Annotated in this window: 17 protein-coding genes; 11 read left to right on the plus strand and 6 right to left on the minus strand. The window is 67.4% G+C overall.

The window, feature by feature from the left end; all coding sequences use genetic code 11:
• Window positions 1-31: 31 nt before the first annotated feature.
• On the plus strand, window positions 32-934 hold the full coding sequence (locus ACE3P9_RS05130) for a TatD family hydrolase (protein ID WP_374492210.1): 903 nt from the start codon (window positions 32-34) through the stop codon (window positions 932-934).
• Here the strand turns inward: ACE3P9_RS05130 and ACE3P9_RS05135 are convergent.
• Window positions 909-1,745, minus strand: coding sequence for a mechanosensitive ion channel family protein (locus ACE3P9_RS05135; protein WP_374492211.1), 837 nt, complete (start codon window positions 1,743-1,745; stop codon window positions 909-911). The genes ACE3P9_RS05130 and ACE3P9_RS05135 overlap by 26 nt on opposite strands.
• A gap of 107 nt (window positions 1,746-1,852) precedes the next feature.
• On the opposite strand from ACE3P9_RS05135, the gene ACE3P9_RS05140 reads away from it, so the two are divergent.
• From ACE3P9_RS05140 to ACE3P9_RS05160, 5 genes are all read left to right on the plus strand, one after another.
• Entirely contained in the window at window positions 1,853-2,392 is a 540-nt protein-coding gene (locus ACE3P9_RS05140; protein WP_374492212.1) for a DNA-deoxyinosine glycosylase, read from the plus strand.
• A gap of 187 nt (window positions 2,393-2,579) precedes the next feature.
• Window positions 2,580-4,223 (plus strand): DASS family sodium-coupled anion symporter, encoded by a 1,644-nt coding sequence (locus tag ACE3P9_RS05145; RefSeq protein ID WP_374492213.1) that lies wholly within the window; start codon window positions 2,580-2,582, stop codon window positions 4,221-4,223.
• A 122-nt stretch (window positions 4,224-4,345) separates the two neighbouring features.
• Entirely contained in the window at window positions 4,346-5,119 is a 774-nt protein-coding gene (locus ACE3P9_RS05150) for a ferritin-like domain-containing protein (RefSeq protein WP_374492214.1), read from the plus strand.
• Between the two features lie 122 nt (window positions 5,120-5,241).
• Window positions 5,242-5,766 (plus strand): gamma carbonic anhydrase family protein, encoded by a 525-nt coding sequence (locus ACE3P9_RS05155; protein ID WP_374492215.1) that lies wholly within the window; start codon window positions 5,242-5,244, stop codon window positions 5,764-5,766.
• A gap of 153 nt (window positions 5,767-5,919) precedes the next feature.
• The gene (locus ACE3P9_RS05160; RefSeq protein WP_374492217.1) at window positions 5,920-6,909 is read left to right on the plus strand and encodes an Hsp33 family molecular chaperone HslO; all 990 of its coding nucleotides are present in this window, start codon (window positions 5,920-5,922) and stop codon (window positions 6,907-6,909) included.
• A gap of 216 nt (window positions 6,910-7,125) precedes the next feature.
• Here the strand turns inward: ACE3P9_RS05160 and ACE3P9_RS05165 are convergent, their stop codons facing one another.
• The 5 genes from ACE3P9_RS05165 to argH form a co-directional block, all read right to left on the minus strand.
• Window positions 7,126-7,413: a septum formation initiator family protein gene (locus ACE3P9_RS05165; RefSeq protein ID WP_374492218.1), complete on the minus strand. Its 288-nt coding sequence runs from the start codon at window positions 7,411-7,413 to the stop codon at window positions 7,126-7,128.
• Between the two features lie 33 nt (window positions 7,414-7,446).
• Window positions 7,447-8,733, minus strand: coding sequence for a phosphopyruvate hydratase (eno, locus tag ACE3P9_RS05170; protein ID WP_374492219.1), 1,287 nt, complete (start codon window positions 8,731-8,733; stop codon window positions 7,447-7,449).
• Between the two features lie 66 nt (window positions 8,734-8,799).
• Entirely contained in the window at window positions 8,800-9,657 is an 858-nt protein-coding gene (gene kdsA / locus ACE3P9_RS05175) for a 3-deoxy-8-phosphooctulonate synthase (RefSeq protein ID WP_374492220.1), read from the minus strand.
• Complete coding sequence (locus tag ACE3P9_RS05180; protein ID WP_374492221.1) at window positions 9,654-11,324, minus strand: CTP synthase; 1,671 nt, start codon at window positions 11,322-11,324, stop codon at window positions 9,654-9,656. The genes kdsA and ACE3P9_RS05180 overlap by 4 nt, the downstream gene beginning before the upstream one ends.
• Before the next feature lie 149 nt (window positions 11,325-11,473).
• Entirely contained in the window at window positions 11,474-12,931 is a 1,458-nt protein-coding gene (gene argH / locus ACE3P9_RS05185) for an argininosuccinate lyase (protein WP_374492223.1), read from the minus strand.
• A gap of 214 nt (window positions 12,932-13,145) precedes the next feature.
• Between argH and ACE3P9_RS05190 the strand changes: the two genes are divergently transcribed.
• The 5 genes from ACE3P9_RS05190 (at window position 13,146) to ACE3P9_RS05210 (ending at window position 18,217) form a co-directional block, all read left to right on the plus strand.
• Complete coding sequence (locus tag ACE3P9_RS05190) at window positions 13,146-14,216, plus strand: sensor histidine kinase (protein WP_374492224.1); 1,071 nt, start codon at window positions 13,146-13,148, stop codon at window positions 14,214-14,216.
• The gene (locus ACE3P9_RS05195) at window positions 14,213-15,010 is read left to right on the plus strand and encodes a LytR/AlgR family response regulator transcription factor (RefSeq protein ID WP_374492225.1); all 798 of its coding nucleotides are present in this window, start codon (window positions 14,213-14,215) and stop codon (window positions 15,008-15,010) included. Before ACE3P9_RS05190 ends, ACE3P9_RS05195 begins: the two co-directional genes overlap by 4 nt.
• Window positions 15,011-15,244: 234 nt before the next feature.
• Complete coding sequence (gene hemC, locus ACE3P9_RS05200; RefSeq protein WP_374492226.1) at window positions 15,245-16,195, plus strand: hydroxymethylbilane synthase; 951 nt, start codon at window positions 15,245-15,247, stop codon at window positions 16,193-16,195.
• A 1-nt stretch (window position 16,196) separates the two neighbouring features.
• Window positions 16,197-17,054 carry a uroporphyrinogen-III synthase gene (locus ACE3P9_RS05205; RefSeq protein WP_374492227.1) on the plus strand — a complete coding sequence of 286 codons (858 nt, stop codon included), beginning with the start codon at window positions 16,197-16,199 and terminating at the stop codon, window positions 17,052-17,054.
• A 107-nt stretch (window positions 17,055-17,161) separates the two neighbouring features.
• Complete coding sequence (locus ACE3P9_RS05210) at window positions 17,162-18,217, plus strand: uroporphyrinogen-III C-methyltransferase (RefSeq protein WP_374492228.1); 1,056 nt, start codon at window positions 17,162-17,164, stop codon at window positions 18,215-18,217.
• Window positions 18,218-18,615: the final 398 nt, after the last annotated feature.

Genomic DNA, 18,615 nt, shown 5'->3' on the forward strand with positions numbered 1-18,615 from the left:
AGCTGAGCGCGGGGCATCGGGAGCGGCACGCATGGCTTTCTGGATCGATACCCATTGCCATCTGGATGCCCTTGAATTCGCGGCCTGCGGAGGGCCGCAGCGGGTGCGGGAGGAGGCGCGAGCCGCCGGTGTGGGGCGAATCGTGATCCCGGCGGTGAATGTCGGCAACTTTGCCGCCGTGCGCGAGCTGGCCCACCGTACCGGCGATGGGTATGCGCTCGGCTTTCACCCCCTGTATCTGCCGCAAGGGGAGGTGGCCGAGGCGCTGGAGCGCCTCGATGGACACTTGCGCGAGTGGCAGGACGACCCACATCTGGTCGCCGTGGGCGAGATCGGCCTCGATGCCCACGACGGACGCTGGAACGACCCCGCCGTGCGGATACGGCAGGAGGCTCTGCTGCGGGGGCAGCTGCGACTTGCGCGTCGATATGGCCTGCCCGTGCTGCTGCATACACGGCGTGCCGTCGATGCCGTGCTGCGCCATCTGCGCGAGCTGCCGCCGCCGGGAGCCATTGCCCATGCCTTTGTCGGGAGCCTGCAGCAGGCCGAGGCGCTGTGCGCGGTCGGGGCTGTGCTGGGATTCGGCGGCGCCATGACGTTCGAGCGCGCCACCCGTCTGCGTGCGCAGGCAGCCACACTGCCGCTCGACAGCCTGGTGCTGGAAACCGATGCGCCCGACATTCCGCCGAGCTGGCTCTATGTGCCGCAGGAAGCGCGCAGTGCGGGACAAGTCGTGCCCCCGAACCGGCCGGCAGAAATCCCGCGCATGGGGGCCGTGCTGGCGGATCTGCGCGGCATGCCGGTGGAGGAGCTGTGCGCTGCCACCACGGCCAATGCCCTGCGCGTTCTGCCCCGGCTGGCCGTGCTGGGGCAGAACACAGAGCTGCCGGCAGCGTCGGCAGCCGATCTCAGCGCTGGGCAGCCGGCACCGTGATGGTGGTGGCGGCAGGCACCGGGTAGCCTGCCGTGCGGAACGTCTCGGCGATGATGCGGTTGGTGTCGAACAGCACCTGTCCGTAGTCCGCATTGGAGGTGTAGGGGCGCACGCACAGCGTCAGGCCGTCGGAAGAGGATTCCAGAATGCCGATGACCGGCGCGGGCGAGGCCGCCACGTGCGGCACCGTGGCCACGGCGGCACGCAGGCGTTCGATGGCCTCGTCGGGGTCGATGCCGTGGGCCAGCTTGGCGGTGCAGTCCACGCGGCGCACGGGCAGGGCGCTGTAGTTCTGGATGGTGTCCGAAAAGATCTTGTTGTTGCCGACAATCGTCGTCACGTTGTCCGCTGTGGTGATGGTCGTGGTGAACAGACCGAGAGCGGTGACAGTGCCCGTCACCCCAGCGGCCTGGATGGTGTCCCCCACCTTGTAGGGGCGCAGCACCTGCATGAACACGCCGGCCGCGAAGTGGGTGAGCAGACCTCCCCAGGCCGTGCCGATGGCCAGACCCGCGCCGGCGAGCAGGGCCGCGAACGAGGTGGTCTGCACCCCGAACAGGCTCAGAATGCCCAGCACCAGCATGATGGTGAGCAGGACGCTCGTGATCGACTTGAGATAATCGACCAGCGTCACGTCCAGCCGCCCGGAGCGGGAGAGCATCCTGCCCAGCAGGCGGGTGGCCAGCGCGATGAGCCAGCGGCCGATCATCCAGGCCGCGACGGCCCCCGCCACCTTGAGCGCCAGATCGGTGCCCTGCGTGGCAAGGTAAGCCAGCATGTTGTCCATTTGTCCATTGACGTTCATGTTCATGTCGTATCCGTGTATGCAGATTTCCGTAGGCCGGGCACCAGTGTCGCCTGGGCGCGTCGGTGCGCGATTCGGCCGGGCGGCCGGGCTGCGCGCCGAGGGGGCCGCGCATGGCTGAAGGTTATAGCACCGCACCGCTCACGGGCCTGGCACCACTTGCCAACTCCGACACACGTTTGCTGGTTCTCGGCAGTTTTCCGAGCGTGCGCTCGCTGGAGCTGCAGCAGTATTACGGCCATCCGCAGAACCACTTCTGGCGCATTCTGGGCACGCTCTGGGGGCTGCCCCTGCGCGAGTCGGACTATGCCGTGCGGCGTGCGGCGGCACTGGCGCACGGGGTCGGCATCTGGGATGTGTATGCCAGCTGCGAGCGCGAGGGCAGCCTCGACTCCGCCATACGCCACGCCGTGGTCAACGATCTGGCGGGCCTGCGCGCACGCTGCCCCGATCTGCGTGCCATAGCCCACAACGGCGGCGAAAGCTGGCGCCAGCATCGCCATACGGAGGGGCTGGGCGTGCCGGTGTACCGGCTGCCCTCCACCAGCCCGGCCAATGCCAGCTGGTCCTTCGAGCGCAAGCTGGCCGCCTGGCGCGAGGTTTTTCTGGCTGCGGGCATCGATGTGTCGGATGCCGGGTCAGCTGCGCCCTGAAACGGCTGCAGGGGGCTGAGCTGCGGGGACGGCAGCGGGTTTAATCCCTATCAATTCGCTGTCCCATTCCCGGCAGGGCTGCGGAAGGGGCAGGGGTCCCCTGCATAGAATGGGGCCAGCTTTGCACAGGGGTGCGAAGCGGCATGCAAAGGGACAGGAGGATGTGATGGGCTTCAAACGACTTCCCATGGCCATCGCGGTAGCGGTGGGCCTGCTGATCTGGTTCGTGATTCCCGTGCCGAAGGGGGTGACCCCCAACGCATGGCATCTGCTGGCCCTGTTCGCGGCCACCATCGTGGCCATCATTGGCAAGGCCATGCCGATCGGTGCGCTCTCCATCGTGGCCATCACGCTCGTGGCGCTCACGGGGGTCACCGGGCACTCGGTGCCTGCAGCGTCCGGCGGGGCACATCCGGCTTCCGCCGCCGTGGCGTCCGTGTCTGCATCCGCACCGGCGGTACAGGGGGCAGCACCGGCTGCCGCACGCAAGGCAGCCTCGTCCGCATCGGCCGCCAGGGCAGCAGCCTCGGCGCCTGCATCGGCCTCTGCTTCTGCCTCCAAGGGCGAGGCCAAGCCCGTCAAGCCCTCGACCGCAGCCGACTACATCAAGGATGCGCTCTCCAGCATGTCCAACTCGCTCATCTGGCTGATCGGCGTGTCCATCATGATCTCGCGCGGGCTCATCAAGACCGGGCTGGGATCGCGCATCGGGTACTGGTTCATCTCCGTCTTCGGGCGCAAGACGATCGGCATCGGCTACGCGCTGGCGTTTTCCGAGCTGGTGCTCGCTCCCGTGACGCCCAGCAACACCGCACGCGGCGGCGGCATCATGCACCCCATCATGCGGTCCATTGCCGACAGCTTCGATTCCCGCCCCGAAAATGGCACCCAGAACCGCATCGGCCGCTACCTCGCGCTGGTCAACTACCAGACCAACCCCATCACCTCGGCCATGTTCATCACCGCCACGGCCCCCAATCCGCTGGTCGTCGATCTCATTGCCAAGGCCACCCACAGCCAGATCCACATCTCCTGGGCCCAGTGGGCACTGGGCATGCTGGTGCCGGGCATCGTGGCCCTGCTGGTGATGCCGCTCGTGGTCTACTGGCTCAACAAGCCCGAGATCACCGACACCCCCAACGCCACCCAGTTTGCGCGTGGCAAGCTCGCGGAGCTCGGGCACATGCAGCGCGGCGAAAAGATCATGGTGGGCATCTTCGCGCTGCTGCTGCTGCTGTGGGCCGGTGTGCCGGCCATGTTCTTCGGCCGCAGCTATGAGGTCGACCCGACCACCACGGCCTTCGTGGGACTGTCGCTGCTGCTCCTTACCGGCGTGCTGAGCTGGGATGACGTGCTCAAGGAAAAGAGCGCCTGGGACACCATCATCTGGTTCGGGGCCCTCGTGATGATGGCCGACTTCCTCAACAAGCTCGGCCTCGTGGGCTGGTTCTCCGGCTCGCTCAAGGACGGCATCCAGTCCATGGGGCTGAACTGGCAGATGGCGGCCGCGCTCCTGCTGCTGGCCTACTTCTATGCCCACTACATGTTCGCCAGCACCACGGCCCACATCACCAGCATGTTCGGGGCGTTCTTCGCTGCCGGGCTGGCGCTGGGGGCTCCGCCCATGGCCTGGGCCTTCCTGATGGCGGCGGCGTCGAGTCTCATGATGACCCTCACGCATTACGCCACTGGCAGTGCGCCCGTCATCTTCGGGTCCAATTACGTGACCCTGGGCCAGTGGTGGCGCACCGGCTTCGTCATGAGCGTGGTCAACCTGCTGATCTGGCTCACGGTCGGTACTGCCTGGGGCAGGGTGCTCGGATACATCTGATGCGCTGAGGGCCCCGGCGGCCGCGTGCCGCCCCTGACCGGAGGCCGCTGCACGGCGGCCCCGGCGGGGGAGCGCGTCTCTCCCACTTCCTTCATCTTTCTCTTTTTCACTTCCGCGTGTCCATGCTGCGAGCTCTTGCCCTCGATCTTCTCTGTGCGTCTTCCCATGCGGCCAAGGTGCAGGGCGTCCTCGCCCTGGATCTCCAGGCCCCTCTCGATCCCGGACTGGTCCTGCAGCCCACTGCCCCCATTCCGGGGCGTGAGGCACGGCCCGAACTGGTGTCGCCAGCCCAGCTGCACAAGCGCTCGGTAGCCACCACCGAAGGCCGCGCAGCGCTGCTCCATGCCCTGGCCCACATCGAGTTCAACGCCATCGATCTGGCGCTCGACATCGTGTGGCGCTTTCCGGGCATGCCCGAAGCCTTCTATCGGGACTGGCTGGGCATCGCGCGCGAGGAAGCGCGGCATTTCAGCCTGCTGGCCGCCCACCTGGAGACGCTGGGGTATCGCTATGGCGACTTTCCGGCGCACAACGGGCTGTGGGAAATGGCCGAGAAAACGCGCGACGATCTGCTCGCTCGCCTTGCCCTGGTTCCCCGCACGCTGGAGGCGCGCGGCCTGGACGCCTCTCCCCCCATTCGAGACAAGCTGCGCCACGCAGGCGATCTGGAGGCCGCCGCCATTCTCGACATCATCCTGCACGACGAGATCGGTCATGTGGCCATCGGCAACCGCTGGTACCGCCATGTATGTACCGAGCGCGGACTCGACCCTGTGGCCGCCTATGCCGAGCTCGCGGAATGCCATGGCGCCCCGCGCCTGCGCGGCCCCTACAACCGCGAAGCCCGGCTGGCAGCCGGCTTTACCCCGGAAGAACTCGACGCCCTGCCAGCCTGAGCACAGGGCATTCGCCGTTGGCAGGGTCGCTTCAGGGCTTCTCCCGGCTGCCCTCGGCCGGGGCATGGCGTACACTGGCCGCACGTGTTTTTCGCCCCTCTTTTCCCTGCCAGGAGACGTCCATGCCCCTCTACCAGCTCGATGACAAGGTGCCCCAGATCGCGGACAGTGCCTGGGTCGCGGACAGCGCCCAGGTCATCGGAGACGTGCGTCTGGCGGAGGACGCGAGCATCTGGTTTCATGCCACGCTGCGGGGCGACAACGACCCCATCACCATCGGAGAGGGCACCAACATCCAGGACGGCAGCGTGCTGCACACCGATGCCGGAGTGCCGCTCACCATCGGTCGCCATGTCACGGTGGGGCACATGGTCATGCTCCATGGCTGCACCATCGGGGACGAAAGCCTCATCGGCATCGGCGCCGTGATTCTCAACGGCGCGCGCATCGGACGCCACTGCCTCGTGGGCGCAGGCTCCCTCGTGACCGAGGGCAAGGAGTTCCCCGACGGCAGCATGATCCTCGGCAGTCCGGCCAAGGTGGTGCGCATGCTCACTCCCGAGCAGATCGAGGGGCTGCGTGCCAGCGCGCGCCACTACGTCGACAACGCTCGCCGGTATGCCACACGGTTGAAGAAGCTCCCCTGATCCCCATCTGCACCTCCAGCATTCCCACGCTTCCCGTTCGCCTCTACCAATGACGCGCAGCTGGCAGTGATGCATCCGCCGCTCCTTTCTTTTTCCCCTTTCGCCGCTCCTGCCCGGGTGCCTCCTTCGGCTCGGGGGCGTGGCCTCTCTCCCATGTCACAACTGCAGAAATTCCTTTTCGATGGCATGCCCGTCCGGGGCGTGGCCGTCCGCCTCACCGATGCCTGGCAGGAGGTCGTGCAGCGCCGTGCCGCCAACAGCCACAGCGGCCCCTATGCCCCCGCCGTCACCGGACTGCTGGGCGAAATGACCGCCGCAGCCTGCCTGATGCAGGCCAACATCAAGTTCAACGGCGCACTCATCCTGCAGATGCAGGGGGACGGCCCCGTCAAGGTGGCAGTGGCTGAAGTGCTGCCCGACCTGGCCTTGCGCGCCACGGCCACCGTGCTCGGTTCCATTCCCGAGGACGCCACCCTGTCCACTCTGGTGAACCAGCACGGCAAGGGCCGTTGCGCCATCACCCTCGACCCACGCGACCGCCTGCCCGGCCAGCAGCCCTACCAGGGCATCGTTCCTCTGAGCGATGCCCAGGAGATGCCCCTGCCGGATGTGGCACAGGCTCTGCAGCACTACATGCGCCAGAGCGAACAGCTCGACACCACCCTCGTGCTGGCGGCGGATGACCACGTGGCAGCCGGCCTGCTCATCCAGCGCCTGCCCCTGGAAGGCGAAGCCAACCTCGCGGGCAGCACAGGCAATGCCGGAGACGAAGCCCAGGCAGAAGCTGCCGAACACTACCATCGCATCGTCACCCTGGCCCAGAGCCTCACGCGCGAGGAACTCCTGGGGCTGGACATCGACACCATCCTGCACCGCCTGTTCTGGGACGAAAAGCTGCTGCGCTTCGCCCCCGCCGACAGCGACCCCGTTCCCCATTTCGCCTGCACCTGCAGCACCGAGCGCGTCAGCGCCATGATCCGCAGCCTGGGCCGGGAAGAAGCCGACAGCATCCTCGCAGAGCAGGGCCGCATCGAAGTCGGCTGCGAATTTTGCGGCAAGCAATACCGCTTCGATCCCGTCGAAGCCGCCCGCATCTTCGTCCCCGCAGAAGCCCGCCCTCCGGCAAGCGATACCGTGCATTGAGTGGGGGTAGGCGAGGCGCCGCCTCGCAGAGCGGCGACCCTGAAGAGCGCAGGAAACCCCACTTTGAACGAAACGATCCGGCAAAAATAGCCTCGGATGCGGAGAAGGAGCATCGCATGCTGCCAGCGCTCTCAGGTGCATGTTCACCCCCTGCCATGACAAAGCCCGTGGTCCCTGAACGGGAGCACGGGCTTTGCAGGATGCGGAGCTGGGGCTTCAGCGTGCGATCTGGACGAAGACTTCGTTGGGCTTGACCATGCCCATTTCGTAGCGGGCCTTTTCCTCGACGGTGGACAGGCCTTCCTTGAGGTCCTGGATTTCCGACTGGGAGCGGGCGATCTGCTGTTCCAGCAGGGCGTTGGCGGCCTGCTGGCGCGCCAGATCCTGCTTCATTTTGGCCACCTGGCGCACATTGCCGCTGCCGTTCCAGATCTGGTACTGCAGCAGCACGAAGAGCAGCAGCAGGACCGCGATGACGGTGCGGTTGACGGGCGATGTGCGCATGGGGCGGTGGGAGCAGGGTCTGGGAGGGGGCGATCAGCGCAGATTGTAGAACGCCTTGCGGCCGGGGTAGACGGCGATTTCGCCGAGGTCTTCCTCGATGCGCAGCAGCTGGTTGTACTTGGCCATGCGGTCGGAGCGGCTCAGCGAACCGGTCTTGATCTGGCCGGCGTTGGTGCCCACGGCGATGTCGGCGATGGTGCTGTCCTCGGTCTCGCCGGAGCGGTGGCTGATGACGGCGGTGTAGCCGGCGCGCTTGGCCATTTCAATGGCTTCGAAGGTTTCGGTGAGGGTGCCGATCTGGTTGATCTTGATGAGGATGGAGTTGGCGACGCCCTTGTCGATGCCTTCGGACAGGATCTTGGTGTTGGTGACGAACAGGTCGTCGCCCACGAGCTGGACCTTGCTGCCGAGCTTTTCGGTGAGCAGCTTCCAGCCGTCCCAGTCGCCTTCGGCCATGCCGTCCTCGATGCTGATGATGGGGTACTTGTCGCACCAGGCGGCGAGCATGTTGGCCCATTCCTCGGCGTTGAGTGACAGGCCGCCTTCGCCGGCGAGCACGTACTTGCCGTCCTTGTAGAACTCGCTGCTGGCGCAGTCGAGGCCCAGGACGATGTCCTGACCGGCCACGTAGCCTGCGTCGGAGATGGCCTGCAGGATCAGCTCGATGGCGGCAGCGTGGTTTTCGACGCTGGGGGCAAAGCCGCCTTCGTCACCGACGGCGGTGCTCATGCCACGGGAGTGGATGATCTTCTTGAGGGCATGGAACACTTCGGCGCCATAGCGCAGGGCTTCGCGGAAGCTGGGAGCGCCCACGGGAATGATCATGAATTCCTGCAGGTCGAGGCTGTTGTTGGCGTGGGCACCGCCGTTGATGACGTTCATCATGGGCACGGGGAGCTGGTAGCCGCCCATGCCGCCGAAGTAGCGGTACAGCGGCAGACCGGATTCCTCGGCGGCGGCACGGGCCACGGCCATGGAGACGGCGAGCATGGCGTTGGCGCCCAGGCGGGACTTGTTGTCGGTGCCGTCGAGGTCGATCAGGGTGCGGTCCAGGAAGGCCTGTTCGGAGGCATCGAGGCCGAGCACGGCTTCGCTGATTTCGGTGTTGATGTGCTCGACGGCCTTGAGCACGCCCTTGCCGAGGTAGCGGCTCTTGTCGCCGTCACGGAGTTCGATGGCTTCGCGGCTGCCGGTGGAGGCGCCGGAGGGGACGGCTGCACGGCCCATCACGCCGCTTTCGAGCAGCACGTCGCATTCGACGGTGGGGTTGCCACGGCTGTCCAGGATTTCGCGGCCTACGATGTCTACGATTGCACTCATGGTCGGTTCTCTTTCTGTTAGCAAAGGGGAGGAGGGGCCAGACCTGCCGGACCGGCCCGGAGGGGCTCAGGCCCCGAAGTCGTTTTCGAGGTACCCGCGCCGCTTGGTGACGGCGTCGAGTTCCTTGAGGGATTCGAGCAGGGCGCGCATGTGGCGCAGGGGCACGGCGTTGGGGCCGTCCGACAGCGCATGGGCGGGGTCGGGATGGGTCTCCATGAAGACGCCGGCCACTCCTACGGCCACGGCCGCACGGGCCAGCACCGGAACCATCTCGCGCTGGCCGCCGCTGGAGGTGCCCTGTCCGCCGGGCAGCTGCACGCTGTGGGTGGCGTCGAAGACGACCGGTGCCGCGGTTTCCCGCATGATGGCGAGGCTGCGCATGTCGCTCACGAGGTTGTTGTAGCCGAAGCTCACCCCCCGTTCGCAGGCCATGAAGACGTCGGTGTCGAGTCCCTTTTCGGCGGCGGCGGCGCGGGCCTTGTCGATCACGTTCTTCATGTCGTGCGGCGCGAGGAACTGGCCCTTCTTGATGTTGACGGGGCGGCCCGATTGCGCCACGGCGCGGATGAAGTCGGTCTGGCGGCACAGGAAGGCTGGTGTCTGCAGCACGTCCACCACGGCAGCGGCGGCCGGGACTTCGGCTTCGGTGTGCACGTCGGTGAGCAGCGGGACTCCCAGTTCCTTGCGCACGGCCGCGAGGATGTCGAGTCCCCGCTCCATGCCCGGTCCCCGGAAGCTGGCGCCGCTGGAGCGGTTGGCCTTGTCGTAGCTGCTCTTGAAGATGAAGGGGATTTCCAGCTCGGCGGTCAGATCCCTGAGGGTGCCGGCGACGTCCATCTGGAGCTGCAGGCTCTCGACGACGCAGGGGCCGGCGATCAGGAAGAAGGGCCGGTCGGGCCCGATGTCGAATCCGCAGAGTTTCATGCCGTGGCCTTCTTCGGAGCGTCACCGTGCTGGTGCAGGGCTGCCTTGATGTAGGCGTTGAACAGCGGGTGCCCGGCCCACGGGGTGGACTTGAACTCGGGGTGGAACTGCACGCCCATGAACCAGGGGTGCACCTTCTGGGGCAACTCGATGATCTCGGTGAGATGTTCGCGCTGGGTAAGGGCGGAGATGACCAGTCCGGCCTCGCGCAGCTTGTCGAGGTAGCGGGTATTGGCCTCGTAGCGGTGGCGGTGGCGTTCGGTGACCACGTCGCCGTAGATGCTGTGGGCCAGGGTGCCGGGAAGCACGTCGGAGCTCTGGGCACCGAGGCGCATGGTGCCGCCCAGGTCGCCGCCTTCGTGGCGCTTCTGGATGCTGCCGTCGGCGTCCTGCCATTCGTCGATCAGGGCGATGACGGGGTAGGGGGTCTTGGGATCGAACTCGGTGCTGTTGGCGCCTTCGAGGCCGGCCATGTGGCGGGCGTATTCGATGGTGGCGACCTGCATGCCCAGGCAGATGCCCAGATACGGCACCTTGTGCTCGCGGGCATAGCGGGCGGCGGCGATCTTGCCTTCCACACCGCGCTTGCCGAAGCCGCCGGGCACGAGGATGGCGTCGAATCCGGCAAGCTTGCCGTCGACGTTCTCGGCGGTGAGGGTCTCGGAGTCGATGTAGGTGATCTTGACGCGGGCATGGTTCTTCATGCCGGCGTGGCGCAGGGCTTCGTTGAGCGACTTGTAGCTGTCGCTGAGATCGACGTACTTGCCGACCATGGCCACGGTGACGGTGTGCTGCGGGTGCTCGACTTCATACACCATGTTGTCCCAGCGCTGCAGGTTGGCGGGGCGGGTGTTGATGCGCAGCTTGTCGCAGATGAGGCCGTCGAGCCCCTGCTCGTGCAGCATGCGCGGAACCTTGTAGATGGTGTCCACGTCCCACATGCTGATGACGCCCCAGGGCTGCACGTTGGTGAAGAGGCTGATCTTCTCGCGTTCTTCGGTGGGAATGGCGCGGTCGGCACGGCACAGCAGTGCGTCGGGCTGGATGCCGATCTCGCGCAGCTTCTGCACGGTGTGCTGGGTGGGCTTGGTCTTGAGCTCGCCGGCCGCTGCGATCCACGGCAGGTAGGTGAGGTGGACGAAGGCGCTGTTGTTGGGGCCCAGCTTGAGGCTGAGCTGGCGCACGGCTTCGAGGAAGGGCAGGGATTCGATGTCGCCCACGGTGCCGCCGATCTCGACGATGGCCACGTCGACCATGTCGGGCGTGCCGATACCGGCGCCACGCTTGATGTATTCCTGGATTTCGTTGGTGACGTGCGGGATGACCTGCACGGTCTTGCCGAGGTAGTCGCCGCGGCGTTCCTTTTCGAGCACGCTCTGGTAGATGCGGCCGGTGGTGAAGTTGTTGCTCTGCTTCATCCGGGTCTCGATGAAGCGTTCGTAGTGCCCCAGGTCGAGATCGGTTTCGGCGCCGTCGTCGGTCACGAAGACTTCGCCGTGCTGGAAGGGCGACATCGTGCCGGGGTCGACGTTGATGTAGGGGTCGAGCTTGATGAGGGTGACTTTGAGGCCGCGCGACTCGAGGAGGGCAGCCAGGGACGCCGATGCGATGCCTTTGCCGAGGGAAGACACGACACCACCGGTGACGAAGACGAATTTGGTAGTCATGGCCAGAAGCGGGTGTGAATATCCCGCGTGGTGGAAATTCCGATTATATGTGCCGCGGCAAATCCTGTATCCCCCGGAGATGTACCGAGCCCCTGCCGGCGGACCGGACAGGGGCTCGGAGGAGGGGCGCAGGGCCGGGGTGAACGGGGTCAGGCGCGAGCGGCGGCCAGGCGTTCGAGGTGGCGTGCGAGCTGCTTCTGCACCTGGGCCGGCGCGGTGCCGCCCAGGGTGTTGCGGGCGTGGAGCGAGGCTTCGAGGGTGAGGGCCTTTTCGTACACGTCCTCGTTGATGTCGGGGTGGATCCGGCGCAGGGCGTCGATCGGGAGTTCGGAGAGGTCGATGCCCTGCTCCTGGGCGAGGCGCACGGCATGGGCCACGGTTTCGTGGGCATCCCGGAAGGGCAGGCCCTTCTTGACGAGGTAGTCGGCCAGATCGGTGGCGGTGGCGTAGCCGCGGCTGGCGGCGCGGCGCATGGCGTCGGGGTTGACGGTGATGCCGCCTTCCTTGGCGCCGGTGTCGGGGTTGACCTGCCCGCCGATCATGTCGCAGAAGATGCGCAGGGTGTCGCGCACGGTGTCGACGGTGTCGAACAGGGGTTCCTTGTCTTCCTGGTTGTCCTTGTTGTAGGCCAGGGGCTGGCCCTTCATGAGGGTGAGCAGGCCCATGAGATGGCCGAAGACGCGGCCGCTCTTGCCGCGCGCGAGCTCGGGCACGTCGGGATTCTTTTTCTGCGGCATGATCGAGCTGCCGGTGGTGAAGCGATCGGCGATGCGGATGAAGGCGAAGTTCTGGCTCATCCACAGCACCAGTTCCTCGCTGAGGCGGCTGATGTGGACCATGACCAGGCTGGCGGCGGCCGTGAATTCGATGGCAAAGTCGCGGTCGCTCACGGCGTCGAGACTGTTGTGGCAGACGCCTTCCATGCCCAGGGTGCGCGCGACACGTTCGCGGTCGAGCGGGTAGGTGGTGCCGGCCAGGGCGGCCGAGCCCAGCGGCAGGCGGTTGACGCGGTGGCGCACGTCGCCGAGGCGTTCTTCGTCGCGGGCGAACATTTCCACATAGGCCAGCAGGTGATGGGCGAAGCTCACCGGCTGAGCCACCTGCAGGTGGGTGAACCCGGGCAGGATGACGTCGACATGGCGGCTGGCCACGTCGAGCAGAGCGCCCTGCACGTCGCGCAGCAGGCCCACGAGCAGGTCGATCTCGTCGCGCAGCCACAGGCGGATGTCGGTGGCGACCTGGTCGTTGCGGCTGCGGCCGGTGTGCAGCCGCTTGCCGGCATCGCCCACGAGCTGGGTGAGGCGGGCTTCAAGGTTGAGGTGCACGTCTTCCAGTTCGAGCTTCCACTGGAAGGTGCCGGATTCGATCTCGGTGCGGATTTCGGCCATGCCGCGTTCGATGGCGGCCAGATCGGAGGGGCTGATGATGCCCTGAGCGGCGAGCATGTCAGCGTGGGCGAGGCTGCCCTGCATGTCGGCGCGCCACAGGCGCTTGTCGAAGAACACGCTGGCGGTGTAGCGCTGCACCAGCTCGCTCATGGGCTCGGAGAACAGGGCGGACCAGCCTTGGGACTTGGAATCGAGTTGGTTCTGGGAAGGTTCGGACATGGGGGGGAGAATCCATCAAAAGAGGCAAATCCGCCACGGTGCAGGCTCCGGGAGTCGGCGAGCCGCCACAATGGTGCGGATGGGATACGAAACGGAAATAGACACCGAAAGGAAGGGCACCCCAGAGGGGCGCGCAGCAGCGCCGGCCCCGTCTGGAACTCCCATGCGCATGCAGACACGAAGCAGAGCCCCATCCACGACGGCGGACCGGACGGTGGATGCCCAGATTGTAGCCAGCCGGGCGACTCCGGCGGGAGTCGTGGGGGGCGGCGCTCCCGCCCCCGGGCTGGAGGCCTGCCGTTCCGGCATGGTGCTGCGGGCGGTGGTGCTGGTGCATCTGGTGGTGCTGGCAGGCTTTCTGCTTTTTGGGGAACCGCGTGGAGCCGGCTGGGGTGGGTGGCTGCTGTCCCTGGGCATAGGAGCCGGCTGTGCGCTGCCGGCGACCCTGCTGTGGCTGATGGTGCTGTGCGCGCTGCGGCCGGTGCTGGCGGGGCGACCCGCCCGGGTGCAATGGCGGGTGGCGGTGCTGGCTGGGGGCGGATGCGGCTGGTTTGCCGCACTGCTCTACACGAGTGTCGTGGAAACCGCGCCGTGGCGCCCCTGGCTGGGGGGCGTGCTGGTGGGGACGGTGCTGTCCTGGCTGCTGGCGTCGCAGCAGCTTCTGCGCAGTCGCCTGCGCTCCCCCGAGGACGTGGCGGCGCAGCTGGCCGAGCTGCAGGCCCGCATCCGGCCGCATTTTCTGTTCAATGCGCTCAACAGTGCGATTGCGCTGGTACGGGTCGATCCGGCGCGGGCCGAGTCGGTGCTGGAGGATCTGGCCGACCTGTTCCGCGGCATGTTGCGGGGGGCGCGGCACCGCAGCACCCTGGCGGCAGAGCTGGAGCTGGCACAGCGCTACCTGCGCGTGGAGGAAGTGCGGTTCGGGGAGCGGCTGCGGGTGGACTGGGTGCTGGACCCCGCCGCAGGGCTGGCGGTGGTGCCGCCGCTGATTCTGCAGCCCCTGCTCGAAAATGCCATCCGGCATGGCGTGGAGCCCAGTGACACGGGAGCCGCCATCCGGGTGCGGACCCAGCTGCGGGGCAATCGGGTTCGCATCGTCCTTGCCAATACCTTCCCTGCCGGGCCGGGGGCGCCTGGAAACGGCATGGCCCTGGAGAACGTGCGCAACCGCCTCGCCCTCTGCCACGACATGGAGCTGCGCTTTTCCGCCAAGGTGGTGCGGGACCGCTTTGTGGTGCGCATCGAGGTGCCGATGCAGATCGCGGCAGAAGGGGGGTGCCCATGAGTGCGCATCCGGGATCGAGCACCGCACCGCTGCGGGTGCTGCTGGTCGATGACGAGCGGCTGGCCCGCCTGCGGCTCACCGGGTTGCTCGCTGAAATGGCGGAGCCTGTGCCCGAGGTCGTGGGCGAGGCTGGCACCGCAGCCGAGGCGCTGGCGCGCGTGGCGGACTGCCATCCCGATCTGGTGCTGCTGGACATCCAGATGCCAGGCATGGACGGCATGGAGCTGGCCCGCAGGCTGCGCACGCGGGCTCCGGACTGTGCGCTGGTGTTCGTGACGGCGCACGCCGAGCATGCGCTGGAAGCCTTTGAGGTGGCAGCGGTCGATTACCTCACCAAGCCTGTGCGTCGCGAGCGTCTGGCCGAGGCACTGGACAAGGCGCTTCGCCTGCGGGGAGCGGGGCCGTCCACGCCGGGATCGACTGCGCCAGTGGCACCCGATGTGCCGACGCTGCGCGTGGAGTCGCGTGGGCGCGAGCAGCGCCTGCCGGTTCCGGCAGTGCTGCTCGCGCGGGCCGAATGGAAATATGTCACCCTGCATACCGCGCAGGAACAGGGGCTGCTGTGGGACGGCACCCTCAACCAGCTGGAAGAGCGCTATGCCGACCACTTCCTGCGGGTGCACCGCAGCGCGCTGGTGGCCCGGGCGGCGGTGCGCGGCCTGCGTCGGGCGCCGCCTTCCATCGACGGAGACGATGAAGGCTGGCAGGTGCAGGTCGAGGGGGTGCCGGAATGGGTGCAGGTATCCCGGCGCCAGCTGCCTGCGGTGAGGCAGGTGCTCCGGCAGGAGGACTGACCGGGCAGTGCCGAGGTTCCTGCCCTGGATCAGCAAAAGCCCCCGCCAGGGACGGGGCACCGTGGATCGGCTGGGGGCCGTGCTAGCATCGCCGATGCAGAGGAAGGGGCAGCCGCTCCGGGCGGGGCCACACCGGGTGGCACCCGGGCTGGAGAGCTGTCCTCTTCCTGAATCCCGTCTCATGGGAGCCTTCCGCTCCGAAGCGCTCCTGCTACCGATGCATCTGGAATCACCATGTCGACCACCGCTGCAGCACAGGCTGCTCCCCTCGCACTCACCATCGCCACGCGCGAAAGCCGGCTTGCCCTGTGGCAGGCCGAACATGTGAAGGCCCTGCTCGAAAGCCGTGGACACCGCGTGACCCTGCTGGGCATGACCACCCGGGGCGACCAGATTCTGGATCGCACCCTCAGCAAGGTCGGCGGCAAGGGCCTGTTCGTCAAGGAGCTCGAAATCGCGCTCCAGGAAGGGCGAGCCGATCTGGCCGTGCATTCGCTCAAGGATGTGCCCATGGAGTTGCCCGAGGGCTTCGAGCTGGCCTGCATCATGGAACGCGAGGATCCGCGTGACGCATTCGTCTCGCCCCGCTACGCCTCCCTCGACGAGGTGCCTCAGGGCGGAGTGATCGGTACCTCCAGCCTGCGTCGCACCGTGCTGCTGCGTGCGGCGCGCCCCGATCTGCGCATCGAGCCCCTGCGTGGCAATCTGGACACCCGCCTGCGCAAGCTCGACGAAGGGGTCTATGACGGCATCGTGCTCGCAGCGGCAGGCCTCAAGCGGCTCGGGCTGGGGGAGCGCATCCGACACATCTTTGCGCCGGATGCCATGCTGCCGGCAGCCGGGCAGGGCGCACTGGGGATCGAGATTCGTGCGGGGCGCCCCGAGCTGGAAGCGGCCCTCGCCCCGCTGGTCGATCGGGCCACCTGGCTGCGCGTGGCCGCCGAGCGGGCCGTCAGCCGCGCCATGGGCGGAAGCTGCTCCATGCCGCTGGCCGCCCATGCCGTGCTGCGTGACGACGGTGTGCTGTCCATCGAGGCCGCCTGGGGCGATGCGGAGGCGCCTGCTCCGGTGCTGGTGCGTGCACGGGCAGAACAGGCCGTGCAGACGCTGGAGGACGCTGCCGCCCTGGGCCATGCAGTGGCCCAGCGCCTGATCGCGCAGGGTGCCGTTCCCGTGCGGGACTGACATGGTGCCCGATACGGTTTCCAGGGCATCGCAGGCCTTGCCGGTCTTCGTGACCCGGCCCGAGCCGCAGGCCTCGGCATGGTGCCGGGCATTGCAGGTGCAGCTCGATGCGCGCTTTGTGCCCGAGGCCCTGCCTCTCATCGACATTGGCCCTGTGACGCTCCCCGCGGCGCAGGCCCGCCTGCGGGAGGTGGGGCAAGACCTTGCCTCGTATGCGGCAGCCTTCTTCGTCAGCATCCCGGCCGTGCGGTATTTCATGGCAAGTCTGCCGGGCGGTGTCACGGCATGGAACGCGGCCGGCGTGCGCGCCTGGGCACCGGGCCGGGGCACCTGGCAGGCGCTGCATGAGCTGGGCGTGCGTCCCGATCTCATCGACAGCCCTTCGCCCGAGGCCGCGCAGTTCGATTCCGAGACCCTCTGGCCGCTCGTGCGCCCCCAGCTGGAAGCGGCGCGGCATCAGAGGCAGCGTGTGCTGCGCGTGAGGGGGGCCGATTCGCAGGCCGAGTGCGATCCGGCATGCGCCGGTGCAGGGCGCGACTGGCTGGGTGCTCGCGTGCGCGAGGAAGGCGTGGCGCTCGACACCGTGGTGGCCTATCTGCGCCAGCCGCCGGGGTGGGATCCGCTGCAGCGCGAGCGCATGGCCCTGCAGGTGCAGCAGCCCAGCCTCTGGGTCTGGAGCAGTTCACAGGCGCTGACCCATCTGCATGCGCTGCTGCCAGGGCAGAACTGGCAGCAGGCCGTGGCCATCGTGACCCATCCGCGCATCGGCGAGGCGGCCGGGCGCATGGGCTTCGGGAGGGTGGTGTCTTCCCGACCCACTGTGGAGGACGTGGTGCGGTCGATACAATCGGTCGCATGATTCCCCTTCCGGCACCGGATGCCCCGGCTTCTCCCCGTCCGGCCTCCCTGGGTGTCTCTGCCCCTCCCCACGTCAGGGAAGGAGCCGGCGCAGGAGGCCTCCAGAGCATGCCTGCCCTTGCGCGTGTGGCACTGACCTTGGCTGTGCTGCTGGCCGTGGCAGCCATGCTCGTGGCCATCTGGCTGTGGCAGACCGTGCAGCAGATGCAGCGCCAGGTCAGCACGCAGGTGGCCGATATGCGGCTGCAGACCCGGGAGACGGCTCTCCTGGCACGCCAGGCGCATCAGCAGAGCCAGGACGCGCAGAGCCGTTCCGGTGCCCTGCAGTCCGAGGTTCGGGACATCCAGGCGCAGCGGGCCCAGATCGACGCCATGCTCCAGGGGCTGGCACGGGCCAAGGATGAGAATCTGCTCGTCGACATCGATTCGGCCATTGAACTGGGACAGCAGCAGTCCCAGCTCACCGGCAGCGTCGATCCTCTGCTGGCCGCGCTCGTCAGCAGCGAACACCGTCTGGCCCGCAGCGCACAGCCCCGACTGCGCGCACTGCACCGAGCCGTGCAGAGTGACATCGACCGCCTCAAGAGCGCCAGCCTGACGGATGTGCCGGCCCTTGCGCACCGGCTCGACCAGCTGGTGGCCATGGTCGACACCCTTCCCTTGCGTCCCGGAACTTCTTCTGCCTCTGGCGTGGTGGCCCGGTCTGCTGCTTCCGCTCCTCCCCCCGACGCCTCGGTGTCCTGGTGGCGGCGGCTCTGGACTCCCGCGCGCGAGGCGCTGACCCGCTGGATGCGTGCACGCAGCGGCGGGGCCGGCACACCTGCCGAGGCCGTCTTTCTGCCGCCGGATCAGGGCGTCTATGTGCGCGAGCATTTCCGGTTGCGTTTGCTCAATGCCCGCATGGCGCTCCTGGCCCGCCAGCCCGATCTGCTGCGGGACGACCTGACCGACGCGGGGCAGATGCTGCGGACGTATTTCGACGGGGCCTCCCCGCTTGTGCAGACCGCACGCAGGGACATCCACGACATAGGCAGCGAAGTCCACGCGGTGGGCGTCCCTTCGATTTCCAGCACCCTCGACGCCCTGCACGCCGCTCGGGCAGCTGCTGCCGCCAGCTCGAGTCTGTTGCCTTCATCCTCCCGAGTCGGCGCACAACGTCCCTGACACGGAATCGGTCGATGCAGGATGCCGTGGGGTGCGTGGATCATCCAGCGATGACGAGGTGCCCACGTCCCGACCCTGGCAGGCATGACGAGGTTCTGTTCCCTCGATCTGGAGACCGTCCCGCGTTCTGGTAGTCCGCCATGGTGGACAGATTGCACACCCATCGCATGACACGGAAGTTGCCAGCGGCCTGCCATGGGGCAAGAGCGGATGGGATGTCACAGAAAAACGGAGGGCTGCATTCCGGTGCCCTCCGGGCACAGCAGCCCCGCATGAGACACAGGCGAGAAAAAGCCCATGGCCTGGGGCACATGGGCTTGGCACGATGCAGGGCACCGTGGAAGGGAAGGGCGGCTTCTCCAGGGGCTGCAGCCGCTTGGCGGTGACGCAGCCCTGGA

It is taken from the genome of Allobrachymonas sp. (assembly GCF_041912815.1).
In the GTDB taxonomy this organism is placed as follows: Bacteria; Pseudomonadota; Gammaproteobacteria; order Burkholderiales; family Burkholderiaceae_C; genus Brachymonas.

Excerpts from the sequence above, each read along its gene's own strand:
- ACE3P9_RS05165 (WP_374492218.1), bottom strand. The coding sequence starts at position 7,413 with ATGCGCACATCGCCCGTCAACCGCACCGTCATCGCGGTCCTGCTGCTG.
- ACE3P9_RS05140 (WP_374492212.1), top strand. The coding sequence starts at position 1,853 with ATGGCTGAAGGTTATAGCACCGCACCGCTCACGGGCCTGGCACCACTT.
- ACE3P9_RS05160 (WP_374492217.1), top strand. The coding sequence starts at position 5,920 with ATGTCACAACTGCAGAAATTCCTTTTCGATGGCATGCCCGTCCGGGGC.
- ACE3P9_RS05195 (WP_374492225.1), top strand. The coding sequence starts at position 14,213 with ATGAGTGCGCATCCGGGATCGAGCACCGCACCGCTGCGGGTGCTGCTG.
- ACE3P9_RS05130 (WP_374492210.1), top strand. The coding sequence starts at position 32 with ATGGCTTTCTGGATCGATACCCATTGCCATCTGGATGCCCTTGAATTC.
- ACE3P9_RS05180 (WP_374492221.1), bottom strand. The coding sequence starts at position 11,324 with ATGACTACCAAATTCGTCTTCGTCACCGGTGGTGTCGTGTCTTCCCTC.
- ACE3P9_RS05150 (WP_374492214.1), top strand. The coding sequence starts at position 4,346 with ATGCTGCGAGCTCTTGCCCTCGATCTTCTCTGTGCGTCTTCCCATGCG.
- ACE3P9_RS05205 (WP_374492227.1), top strand. The coding sequence starts at position 16,197 with ATGGTGCCCGATACGGTTTCCAGGGCATCGCAGGCCTTGCCGGTCTTC.
- ACE3P9_RS05210 (WP_374492228.1), top strand. The coding sequence starts at position 17,162 with ATGCCTGCCCTTGCGCGTGTGGCACTGACCTTGGCTGTGCTGCTGGCC.
- ACE3P9_RS05155 (WP_374492215.1), top strand. The coding sequence starts at position 5,242 with ATGCCCCTCTACCAGCTCGATGACAAGGTGCCCCAGATCGCGGACAGT.
- ACE3P9_RS05135 (WP_374492211.1), bottom strand. The coding sequence starts at position 1,745 with ATGAACATGAACGTCAATGGACAAATGGACAACATGCTGGCTTACCTT.
- ACE3P9_RS05145 (WP_374492213.1), top strand. The coding sequence starts at position 2,580 with ATGGCCATCGCGGTAGCGGTGGGCCTGCTGATCTGGTTCGTGATTCCC.
- hemC (WP_374492226.1), top strand. The coding sequence starts at position 15,245 with ATGTCGACCACCGCTGCAGCACAGGCTGCTCCCCTCGCACTCACCATC.
- kdsA (WP_374492220.1), bottom strand. The coding sequence starts at position 9,657 with ATGAAACTCTGCGGATTCGACATCGGGCCCGACCGGCCCTTCTTCCTG.
- argH (WP_374492223.1), bottom strand. The coding sequence starts at position 12,931 with ATGTCCGAACCTTCCCAGAACCAACTCGATTCCAAGTCCCAAGGCTGG.
- eno (WP_374492219.1), bottom strand. The coding sequence starts at position 8,733 with ATGAGTGCAATCGTAGACATCGTAGGCCGCGAAATCCTGGACAGCCGT.